Source organism: Ferdinandcohnia sp. QZ13 (assembly GCF_031324165.1).
Classification (GTDB): Bacteria; Bacillota; Bacilli; order Bacillales; family Bacillaceae_L; genus Ferdinandcohnia.
Map to the genome: position 1 here is coordinate 1057737 of NZ_JAVIVW010000001.1, position 11710 is coordinate 1069446.

Annotated in this window: 10 protein-coding genes; 4 read left to right on the top strand and 6 right to left on the bottom strand. The window is 38.4% G+C overall.

Annotated features, from left to right (window positions below):
- Positions 1 to 183: 183 nt before the first annotated feature.
- Entirely contained in the window at positions 184 to 339 is a 156-nt protein-coding gene (gene ykzP, locus RGU12_RS05110; protein WP_099354306.1) for a protein YkzP, read from the bottom strand.
- Positions 340 to 574: 235 nt separating this feature from the next.
- Here ykzP and RGU12_RS05115 point away from each other — a divergent pair, with 235 nt between their 5' ends.
- A complete protein-coding gene (locus RGU12_RS05115) occupies positions 575 to 931 on the top strand; it encodes a DUF3905 domain-containing protein (protein ID WP_309535102.1) in 357 nt (118 codons plus the stop codon).
- A gap of 29 nt (positions 932 to 960) precedes the next feature.
- Here the strand turns inward: RGU12_RS05115 and RGU12_RS05120 are convergent, their stop codons facing one another.
- Complete coding sequence (locus tag RGU12_RS05120) at positions 961 to 2310, bottom strand: TrkH family potassium uptake protein (RefSeq protein ID WP_309535103.1); 1350 nt, start codon at positions 2308 to 2310, stop codon at positions 961 to 963.
- A gap of 440 nt (positions 2311 to 2750) precedes the next feature.
- On the opposite strand from RGU12_RS05120, the gene RGU12_RS05125 reads away from it, so the two are divergent.
- Complete coding sequence (locus RGU12_RS05125; RefSeq protein WP_116351043.1) at positions 2751 to 2942, top strand: alpha/beta-type small acid-soluble spore protein; 192 nt, start codon at positions 2751 to 2753, stop codon at positions 2940 to 2942.
- A gap of 42 nt (positions 2943 to 2984) precedes the next feature.
- On the opposite strand, the gene RGU12_RS05130 is transcribed toward RGU12_RS05125, so the two are convergent.
- Positions 2985 to 4064, bottom strand: a complete 1080-nt coding sequence (locus tag RGU12_RS05130; protein WP_309535104.1) for an anti-sigma factor domain-containing protein — start codon at positions 4062 to 4064, stop codon at positions 2985 to 2987.
- The gene (sigI, locus tag RGU12_RS05135) at positions 4061 to 4813 is read right to left on the bottom strand and encodes an RNA polymerase sigma factor SigI (RefSeq protein ID WP_309535105.1); all 753 of its coding nucleotides are present in this window, start codon (positions 4811 to 4813) and stop codon (positions 4061 to 4063) included. Before sigI ends, RGU12_RS05130 begins: the two co-directional genes overlap by 4 nt.
- A 353-nt stretch (positions 4814 to 5166) precedes the next feature.
- Between sigI and ku the strand changes: the two genes are divergently transcribed.
- Together ku and RGU12_RS05145 are read left to right on the top strand one after the other, a co-directional pair.
- Entirely contained in the window at positions 5167 to 6081 is a 915-nt protein-coding gene (ku, locus tag RGU12_RS05140) for a non-homologous end joining protein Ku (protein WP_309535106.1), read from the top strand.
- 43 nt (positions 6082 to 6124) lie between these two features.
- Positions 6125 to 7957 carry a DNA ligase D gene (locus tag RGU12_RS05145; RefSeq protein ID WP_309535107.1) on the top strand — a complete coding sequence of 611 codons (1833 nt, stop codon included), beginning with the start codon at positions 6125 to 6127 and terminating at the stop codon, positions 7955 to 7957.
- Positions 7958 to 8215: 258 nt separating this feature from the next.
- Here the strand turns inward: RGU12_RS05145 and RGU12_RS05150 are convergent, their stop codons facing one another.
- On the bottom strand, positions 8216 to 8404 hold the full coding sequence (locus RGU12_RS05150) for a hypothetical protein (RefSeq protein ID WP_309535108.1): 189 nt from the start codon (positions 8402 to 8404) through the stop codon (positions 8216 to 8218).
- 212 nt (positions 8405 to 8616) lie between these two features.
- A complete protein-coding gene (locus RGU12_RS05155; protein ID WP_309535109.1) occupies positions 8617 to 11685 on the bottom strand; it encodes an efflux RND transporter permease subunit in 3069 nt (1022 codons plus the stop codon).
- Positions 11686 to 11710: the final 25 nt, after the last annotated feature.

Here is an 11710-nt window from a genome sequence, read left to right on the forward strand (position 1 = left end):
TACAGGATATCTAGATGTAAATTACTCCCCCAGACTGTCTTGAAAACGCTTGTCAGACAAGGCGCGCAGCCGATCGAAGACGCGAATAGAAGTTGCCTTCATGAGCGGACGAGAGAGGCAAGCAACGAAGTATGCGAGCGTTTGTCAACAGTCTGAAAGAGTCAGCGCAGCTGACTCTTTTTGTTATTCACCCGTACTATTACCTTTTTTCGAATTACGGTTTGCGCCCTTCATTGGATTTTCATAATCTGCTTCTGCAGAAAACTCAGTGTCAGGCATGCTTTCTTTTGGTGTAAAATTGCTTTTTCTTGCAGCATCAAATTTTACTTTCCGTTTCATGTGTTACCCCCCCTTTAATCCATAGTTTTCACCATGAATACGTCCTCCATAAATGGTAAAATTCACCTCAACAGAGCTTCAGTTACTGAATTGCTTCGGGACAATCCAGGTTTTTGCGTCTTAAATGAGATATTTAAGTCGAGGATCGACCAAAAATTTGCATAAGTCCACCACTTTATAAATTGTCTTACCTTGGCTAACACTAACGTAAAACCAAAGTGTGAGGTGTATATAAATGACCAAAGAGAAAAAGCAATCGGAAGAAATCGAATCACCTATTATGGACGAAACAATGCCCCATCAAATCTCAGCCCCATCCTTTAAAGAGACCGGAATTAAAATGCAAGAGCCATTTGTCAATGAACATGGAGTCGTGATTGGGGACAGTCTTTATAATTCACCAAATTCTCCACTTAATAATTGGAGTGATGAAACAGACCCAGAGATCATGGCTGGTGACGAATGGGTCCATCCGACCAATGACATCGGCTGGAACACAACTGAAAACCGAGAGCTATTGGAAAGCAAGAAACAACCCAAAGGGGTCCCCTTCATGCATCCATCCAAGGATACAAGCTACGGCAATGATTGAAAAAGAGCACCATCATAGGTGCTCTTTTATTATCCAATTATCAGTCTTTCTTTCGGGTAGTGATAATTAGCATCCTTGCCTTTCTTTCCAATAATAAAGATAAAGTTCAGGATTCCTACCCTTCCGATAAACATGAGAAACATAATAAGAAACTTTCCAAAGTTACTTAGGTCAGGGGTGATCCCCATCGATAATCCACATGTACCAAATGCAGATGCAACCTCGAAGAAAATTTGAGTAAACGTAAAGTTCTCCGTAATGGTTAATATGAAAATCGAGAGAAAGCATGTGAAAAAAGCAAAAATCGTCACAATCAGTGATTTTTTTATATCTACTTCATGGATCTCACGTTTAAAGATTTTAATTGATTTATTCCCTCTTGCGAAATTGAATAAAAATAATATATTAATCGCAAATGTCGTTGTTCGGATTCCCCCACCAACAGAGCTAGGTGAAGCTCCAATAAACATCATTGCACCTAAGAACAGTAATGTTGGCTCTGAAAACTGGTTGACATCCATCGTTGCAAGCCCTGCACTTCTGGTTGTAACAGATTGGAATAAGGAATAAAAAAAGGTTTCATGCCAGGCCATTCCTTTAAAGAAATGATTGTATTCGATAAGAAAAATCATTAACGTCCCAAAGACAACTAGTGACAGAAACGTAACAGTTGTCAACTTCGCAAATAATGAAAAACGGTATCTTCCCTTTCTATGAAGGAGAAAATCTTTTATTTCAACTAATACCGGAAAGCCAATGGCTCCTAAAATAATTAAGATAATCGTTATAAATTGAATGAAATAATCATTAGCATACGGTACTAATGAACTTCCTGTTATGTCAAACCCAGCATTTGTGGTCGCACTAACAGCTGCAAAAATACCATTGATAAAAGCTTCCTGCCACGTATCAAAAAATTGCATAAAATAAAGACCTAAAATTAAACTGCCGAAGAACTCAATCCCAACCATAATGATAATAATTTGTTTAAGCAGGTTTACCAAACCTGAAAGCTGTGATTGGTTCTGGTCAACCATGATTAAACGTCTTTCTCGTAGACCAATCTTGCGGCGAAATAATAACCAGATGAACGTTCCCATTGTCATAATTCCAATTCCGCCCACCTGCAACACAAATATTAAAATAAAAATTCCTGCTACGGTGTATGTATCTTTAATTGATATAACACTTAACCCAGTTACACTTACTGCACTTGCAGCTGTAAATAACGTATCAATGAAGGAAACATGAACACCCTCTTTAATCGCGAAGGGAAGGCTTAGTAAAATAACCGAAATCGTAACGGCTAACAGATAGAACGCAAAAATTAATTGAGCTGGTGTTAGCTCATTAATGTACAAATTAATTTTTTTCCACATTTCTTTCACCCTAACATCTTTGTCAAATCTATCCCTCTATATTAATGAATTCATTGTCATTTTGAAAGACTTTTTTCGGTTATTACCAAATTTTTCGATGTCTAGCTCCAGCGCCTAGCCCCTCAAGGTCATAAACAAATCCGTCAAGAAGGATTAAACTGCATCCTTCCCGCCTGCTTTTCTTATGCTTGTCGAACTTGCACAGGACAAGGAAAGCTTCGAGAGCATAATCATCGCACGAAGAAAATGCATAGCATTTTCGAGGATGTGCTGACGTCTACGGTTTGCCACAGGACGTGGCAGTATTTAGTAGACGTTCAACCCAAGGTGCTTGCGCTTTTAATTTTAGTATGCATTTCCAGTATTGAAATTAATAATCTCCTTATACTAAAAATACAACGAGTTAAACGTTGTTCTATAATTGAAAAGGAGTGAGAGTCATGGCTAGAAGCAGTAACAAATTGCTTGTTCCTGGAATCGAACAGGCTTTAGATCAAATAAAGTTTGAAATTGCCCAAGAATTTGGTGTTAAGCTTGGTTCAGATACAGTGTCTCGTGCAAATGGTTCAGTAGGTGGCGAAATTACAAAACGCCTAGTGGCACAAGCACAGTCCCAATTAAAAGGCGAATAAAAACTTCATAAGATGGAAAAAAGCCGAGGTTACCCCTCGGCTTTAATCATCGTTTCCTTTATGGTTGTTGCCATTATTGTGGTTCCCATTATTGCCATTGTTGTTTCCGTTATTTCCGCGTTTGTTATTTTCTTTCTCTTGTTTCTTTTCTTCTTTTCTCTGCTCTCGTTCTTCTTGTTTACGCTGTTTCTCTTCCCACTTTTGATCCATTTTTTCAAACTTTTTCTCTTTTATATGTTCTGGCATATTGGAGTTTTCTATATTGTTTTTGACTTTATCTCTTATCTGTTCTTTTTTCTCTTTAAGCTCATCTTGCACTTCTTCCGCCCTTTGTTTCTGAGTGTTCTTAAACTCGTTTAGATGTTTTTGTTGCTGGGCATCTTCCTGCTGGTTATTTGTATTTTTATCTGTCTCTGCAGGCTTAGTCTTCATTTCTTCGACTGGTTTAGGAACTTTGTTTTCTTTAATTAGCAGTTTACCTGTAGACATACCCTTTTCTTTAGCAGCATTTCTTGTTTCAACCGTACTTGTTAAAGAGGTAACTGCAATTTGCTCTTTTTCATACTCTGCTTTAATTTCTTCAATTCCTTGCTGGAGCTCTTGGTCCACCTTTTGGTTATGTGTGTCTGCAACAACCGTTGTAATTAAAACTTGCTTTCCATCGTTAAGATAGCCATTATCTTTACTATGTTGAATGATTTTTTCCGTAATGGAATCGAGAGTGCTATTCTTCCAATCTGGAATGGATTCCATTAGTTCTTTTGCCTCGTCGTTTAAAGCTTCTAGACTTACGACTTGAAGGTTTTCATCTAATCCCACTTCAAAGCTTGGATTGATATCAATGGACATGTAAGCATACACCTCATCATTCGATGAAAAAGGTATAAATAAAGATAATAATAAAATTGCAACTAAAGAACTTGCAAGTGCGTAACGCCATTTCTTCACCTGAAAGAAACGACGATTTGAAGTATGGCTTACTCGTTCATTGATTGGAAAAAAAGTCATTTCCTCACCAATTTCATAGCTTTCCTTCATATGTTTGGCTTTTACGAATTCACCGTCAGGGGTTAGCATCGTAATATATTCATCGTTCACATCCATAACGATCCCCTTTTTCAACTTTCGAGCACCCCTTTTAGATAATCTTTTAAATAGACATAGTCGCCAGATAAAATGATGGCCATTGCAATAATGTACTTCCGATTTCTCTCAATCGTTTTCCGACTGACGCTTACTTTCGATTCTAGCTGCTTAATCGGAAGCTGTTTCTTCTCAAACAACCCACGTCTTAACTCTTCATTTTCAACAACGGCCTTTGATACCATAATCGCGTTCAGTCTAGCATCTGCATGTTTTGGTGAGATTTCAAGCAACTCGTGAAATGACAAGCCAAATTCCTGCAATACATGATGAAAATGGAGAATCTCTTCTTTTCTTTGTTCCTGCTCCACTTTCCTTTGGTAATCATCGACAGAAAGATGAGCCTCAATTTTCGATTGTGCCCCTTCCTCATCTGTTTCACCATTCGAGATAAAATTAATATTCCTTACTCGTGCTTCTTTACGGATGTAGTCAATTACTCGTCTTTTAATGAGCAGTTCACTAAAGGATAAAAAGGAGCTACCCTTTTCACTAGAGTATTTCTCAATGGCTTCATTAAACGCAATTAGTCCGATACTGAATTCATCATCCGATTCACTTATATATCGTTTACAAACGGCAGACACATTTTTTGCAATAAAGGGTTTATAGTCTTCTATTAGTTTATTTTGTAAGTTTGGATTTCCATTTTGAATCTCAATAACGGTTTCTTCCAGAGTGCTTTTTCGCTTTCCAATTTTAAATAATAGACTCAGCACTGGTTTCACCTCAATTTCTCTGTACTATCTGTTAATAGTAGCAAGAGATGAAAGCGAGATTCAATAACAATTTTTCACATATTGAGGCTTATACAAAAAATATTACAAAAGTACCAATACCAAAGACTACACTTTATTCGAAAGGTGACATGCTTTGTAACATATATTTCTTTTCCGTTACATTCCAAGTTTCGTTTGTAATGTTTGACTCATTTACAGATTACGTCATCGGTTTTCTTTTTGAGGGGGTAAATATTATTTTTATTCATTATTTTTTCTTAAATATCCTCAGGTTTATATTACCATCATTGCCGCGCCAGTTTAAGGAAACAATACTTACAAAAAGGAGAGTAGGAAAACTTATGCATACAATGTGGAAAGGCTCCATCAGTTTTGGACTAGTAAATATACCGATAAAGCTTTTTTCAGCAACTGAAGACAAAGACGTAAAACTCCGAAATCTTCATAAAGAATGCAATACCCCCATTCAATATGAAAAAACTTGTCCAAATTGTGAAAAAGACATTGGGAATGACGATATCGTAAAAGGTTATGAATATGTAAAAGGGAAATTTGTTATTTTGAATGATGAGGAACTAAAAGAACTTAAGGATGAGCATGAGGATAAAAGTGTTGAAATCATTGATTTTGTTAAGCTCGAGGAAATAGATCCGATCTATTTTAGCCGCTCTTATTTCATGGGGCCGGGGGAAAATGGTAGTAAAGCATACGCACTACTTCGTGAGGCTTTACAAACATCAGGGAAGATTGGAATTGCTGAAATTACGATACGTTCAAAGCAGCAAATGGCGATTATCCGTGTCTATAAAAACAGCCTTGTGATGGAGACGATCCATTATCCGGATGAAGTTCGCAATGTCGCTGAAGTTCCTGGCGTCCCTGAAAACGTGGAAATTAATGAAAAGGAGCTCGATACGGCCATTATGCTGATTGATCAGTTAACAACTGAATTCAATCCAGAAAAATATAAAGATGAGTACCGCACTGCTCTTATGGAGCTTATCGAATCGAAAATTAATAATAATGAAGGAACGACTTCTAAGGAAGCCCCTCGTACAAATGTTGTAGACCTTATGAGTGCCTTACAAGCCAGTATTGAACGGACAAAATCAAAAGAAACAGCTTCATCCAAAAAAGCCGCTGCGCCAAAAGGAAATGCAAAACCGAAAGCAAAGCAAGAGGCACCTACAGGTACTGATAAGAGCACTACTGTAAAACCAAAAACGAGAACAACCCGTAAAAAAGTTGGTACATGATAGGGGCTCCTTTCTAAAGGGGTAGCAATAAAGGAGTGAAACGATGCTAAAGCCAATGCTTCCAACTCTTATTTTTGAAGCCCCTACTGGACCAAACTGGGTATACGAAATTAAGTATGATGGATTCCGGGCAATGCTGCATTGGGACAAAGATCGTATCCAGTTGATCAGTAGGAACGGAAACCTTCTTAATGAACAGTTTCCTGAGATCATTAAACAATGTAAAGGACTTTCAGATGTAATGAAATCGTACCTACCACTTGTTTTCGATGGGGAGCTTTGCATATTAGAATCATCTTTTAAAGCAAGCTTCGAGCTTATTCAGCAACGTGGTCGATTGAAGAGTGAAGCTAAAATTGCTCAAGCATCTGCATCCAAACCCGCTCAATATTTGGTTTTTGATTTATTGGTGCTAGGCAACGAAAACCTCATGGAAAGAAAATTCCAAGACCGAAAAACGACATTATATAATCTCTTTGCTGATGTTAAACTGCCTAGTGTTGTTGATCCAACTAATCGAGAACTCATCCAATTAGTTACATATGAACAAGATTTTCATTCAATCTGGGCAGTAGCAACTCAAGCTAATGCAGAAGGGATTATTGCAAAAAAGATTGATAGTACATGGGATGAAGGCAAGCGTACAACAAACTGGTACAAAATAAAAAATTGGCAGGTTGGCGTCTTTTTTATTCTGGGCTACGACAAAAAGAATGCCTTTTTCCATGTTGGTGTAATGAAAAAGAATGAAATATATGAGATTGGCTTGTTTTCACATGGTCTATCACCAGATGAAAGACAGGCTCTACTTGGGGTCATTCAAGCGAATGCAATTGAGCAAACTACTGGCTTTATTAAAGTAGAACCTGGCATTTGCGTCGAGCTTTTTTATTTGGAATTGTATAAAGAGCAACTACGCCAGCCTAGCTTTTCAAAATTCCGGTTTGATGTAGAGTGGCAGGACTGTACATGGGAAAAACTTGTCCGAAAAACACCGCTTCTACCTGAAGAGATCGAAATCACCCATCCTGAAAAACCACTCTGGAAAGATAAATCTATCACAAAACTTGAGTACATCCACTATTTAGTGGAGGTTTCTCCATATATGCTACCATTTTTAAAGGAGCGTTTATTAACAGTCATTCGTTATCCACACGGAATGTATGGTGAAAAGTTTTACCAAAAAAATTGTCCTGATTATGCACCCGATTTCATCCAAACCTCGTTGTCCGAAGGGATTGAATATATTGTTTGTAATGATTTAAAAACTCTCACATGGTTAGGGAATCAATTGAGTTTCGAATTTCATATCCCGTTTCAAACCATTTATTCAAAAGGACCATCGGAGATTGTTTTTGATTTGGATCCTCCTTCTCGTGATGCTTTTCCATTGGCAAAAAAGGCTGCGACAATTTTAAAAGAAGTTTTTGATGGTCTTAAATTGATTTCATTTGTAAAAACATCTGGTAATAAGGGATTACAGATCTATATTCCACTTCCAGAAAACCGGTTTACGTATGATGATACAAGACAATTTACAGAGTTTGTCGCAAACTATTTGACAACGATGGAACCCGATTTTTTTACAACGGAGAGACTTAAAAAGAACCGCGGCAACCGGCTATATGTCGATTATGTGCAACATGCTGAGGGAAAAACAATTGTCGCTCCCTATTCAGTTCGCGGGAATGATGGGGCGTATGTTGCGACTCCACTTTATTGGGAAGAGATAACAGATGATTTGTCCATTGAAGATTTTCCATTGGAGTCGATTATTGAGCGAATCAATGAAAAAGGCTGCCCCTTTACACATTATTTTGATGCCAAAGATGAACAGCCATTTGAACCTGTGTTGGAGTTTTTGCGGCAGAAGTAAGTTGGACGCTCGGCTGCCGGGTCAGAGTGGATTTTTTTAGAAATCGGTTTGGATGAAGGGCATTTGGTAATTGTTTTTTGGTTTATTTGCTCTTCATCCAGCTAACGAAAAGGGGTTGGCGATTGGTTCTGGATTGGATTTCTCTTCATCCGACCTATGAGGAGAATTTGTCGGTTAGTTCTGGATTGATTTCCTTTTCATCCGGCTTATGAAGAGGATTTGGCTTTCGGTTCCTGCTTGGTTTCCTCTTCATCCGGCTTATGAAGAGGATTTGGCGATTGGTTCTGGATTGGTTTCCTTTTCAACTGAATTTTTTGATTTAGCATTTTCCAAAACCATCCAAAAGTCTATTAATATCTTGGACTTATGCCATAGCCTTTTCCAACAATATCCATAACCCCACTCATATCTACTGCTTATGCCATAGCCTTTTCCAACAACATCCATAACCCCACCTATATCTACCACTTATGCTATGCCTTTTTCCGACAATATCCATAACCCCACTTATATCTACCGCTTATGCTATGCCTTTTTCCAAATATATCCATAAGTCCACTCTTATCACCATCTTATGTTACTGCATTTTCCAACAATACCCAAAAGCCCTCTCATATCTCCATTTTAAGCTATACCTTTTTCTTAAATCTCATATCCCCCTAATCCCCTTCAACCCTCCTCCTCGTTTCTTTATCAAACAAACTATACACGATTGGAATTACAAATAATGTCAACAGTGTACTACTTAATAAGCCCCCGATAACGGTAATTCCCATTGGTTGGTTGATTTCGGAGCCTTCCCCTATGCCAAATGCAAGAGGGATCAAACCTAAGATTGTCGTTGAGGCTGTCATCATCACGGGGCGTGTACGATCTTTTACCGCCACCACAATAGCCTCGTATGATCTCATACCTTCTTCTTTTTTCTTATTAATATAATCCACTATCACAATCGCATTGTTGACGACAATACCCGCTAGGACAATAATTCCGATAATCGCTGTAATTCCGATCGGAGTGTTTGTGAAAAAGAGACCAGTTGCAACCCCGATCACCATTAACGGAACTGTAAACATAATCACAAATGGATACTTAAATGACTCAAATTGTGCAGCCATGACGAAGTAAATCAATGTTAAGGCTAGCACAAATGCCATCAGCATTTGATCCAGCGAGGACTCCAACAGCTCTTTATCACCACTGTAGACAAGATCCGTTTCATCTGATAGCCCTAGCCCCGCGACCTCTTCATCAATTTTTTTCGAAATCGCTCCTAGATTGGTTGTCGACACATATTTCACTGTAAATTGTACGGCATGCTGTTGGTCAATTCTACGAACCGTTAATGGTCCTTCGCCAATTTCAATATCAGCCACCTCATCTAAAGGAACAAATGTATTTGCTTGTGTTTTTAAAAGAAGATTTCGAAGGCCATCAATATGATTGGTAAACTCTCGGTTATAGCCGACATTGACAGGATAAATCGTATTTTCTTGATCGATTACCTGTAAAGCTCGTGTACCTCTTGTCACATCATTGACCGTTGATGCAATTTGTACAGGCGCAAGCCCCTCTTCAAACGCTTTTTCTTTATCAATCGTAATTTGAAGCTCATCAATTGTTTTCGAAACATCTGTTGAAACTTCTGAAACATCCTTTAACATTACAAGTGCACCCGAAATTTTATCTACTGCTTCATTGAGCCGTCCCTTATCTGTATCCTTTACATGGAACTGCAAAGTGTTCGGTGTTGAACCTGAAGAAGATTGTAGATTGAATTTAACAACTGCCTCTGGATGTATCTCGCTTACTGAAGACTCGATTTTCTGCTTCGTATCATCGACAAATTCGAAGGTTGATCGCTTTCGTTCCTCAAACCCAACCATTTTCACATAAATTTCCGCTTCGTTGGTATTCCCTCCTCCTCGAAAGCTTTTTTCTTGAGTTGAGCCAATTAAGCTAACATAGACATCAACTTCTGGCTCCTCTTCTAATTGCTTTTCAATCACTGTGACTGCTTTTTGCGTTTCCTTTAGTGGTGTACCATTTTCAAGCTTCATTTTTATTGTAAAAAAGCCCTCATCGCTTTTCGGAATGAATTCCGTTCCAACCGTAAAAAGCCCAAATAAACTTACCCCAAACATAAATAGAGTTATCAACAGTACAATGATGCGATGCCTCAATGACCAACTTGTTGCATTCTCTAAAAAACGCATCCCCCTTGATGTCTGACGTCTTTTTTCAAGGTTCTCCTTTGGTCTTTTTAAAAATCTACTCGCTAGCATCGGCACCACAGTTAACGCGACAATGAGGGATGCAAATAAACTAAATGCAATGGTAACTGCAAATTCCGTAAACAGCTCTCCAATTAAACCAGTTATAAAGACCACAGGTAAAAAAACGGCAACCGTTGTTAAGGTTGAGGCAATAATTGCCGTTCCAATTTCTTTTGTTCCCTCTGCAGCAGCCTGCTTTGGCTGCTTCCCCATTGATAAATGGCGGTAAATGTTTTCGATTACGACGATTGAATTATCGACGAGCATTCCAATCCCAAGGGCAAGTCCACCTAATGTGAGAATATTTAATGAGAAATCTGAAAAATACATGAGCACAAAGGTAACGATGACCGAATAAGGAATCGCAATACCGATGATGAGTGGACTCTTTACATTTCTTAGGAAGAAAAAGAGCACAATCATTGCAAATAATCCGCCTAGCAACAGGGTGCTGGTGATGTTGCCAATGGCTACTTTGACGTAGTCCCCTTGGTCAAACAGGATATCAGCTTGGACATTTTTATACTTTTTCTGAGCAAGCTTTTTTTCTAATTCCGCTTGAAAACCTTGCGAAACTTTCGCTGTATTGGCATCTGATTCCTGAAGAACACTTACGAGCATGGCTGGCTCCATGTTCGCTCGTGTAATGGTATTCTGTGATTCAGGGACAATCTTAATTTCGGCTAAATCCGCTAATACCACTTTTTCACCTAAGATTGGATCAAATGTAATCGCAAGTTCCTCTAAATCGTCTACAGAATTCAAACTACTAATAACTCTTGTAGTAAGTTCCTTGCCTTCTGATTCAATCGTATTTCCTGGAAGTGAAACTGCATTGGCCCGAAGGATGTTAACAATATCGGTTTGTGTGAGAGCATACTCTTCTAATTTTTCTTGATCTAATTCCACTTTTATTTCTTCTGACACAACACCAGACAGATTTACATTTGCGACACCTTCGACTTTATTGAGCTCAGTTACCAACCCTTCGGCAAGCTCTTGTAGGCCTTTTTCATCCCCTTCCATACTCAAGGACAATTGGATGACTGGAAACTGTGACGGGTCAAATTTTAAAAATCGAGGGGACTCCGCGTCATCTGTAATTTGTGTTTGATTGATGCGGCTTAAAATTTCGTTTTCAATATCATCAATCGATGTTGTCCATGAAAACTGTAATAAAATGAAGGATGCACCTTCTTGGGATGTCGAGGACATTGTTTTTAAGCCCGGCAATGTAGACAGGCTTTGTTCAAGTGGTTTGGTGACCTTTTCAGAAACTTCATTTGGACTTGCTCCAAAATAGTTCGCTACAACCACACCAACAGGAGGATTGATATCCGGGATTAATTTTAATGGAATATTCATTAAGGAAACGATTCCTAAAATAATCACTAAAAACATAGAAACCAATGTAAAAGTTGGTCGTTTTATCGAAAACTTGCTGATTTGCATCGATCCGTTCCTCTTTTCTAGAAAT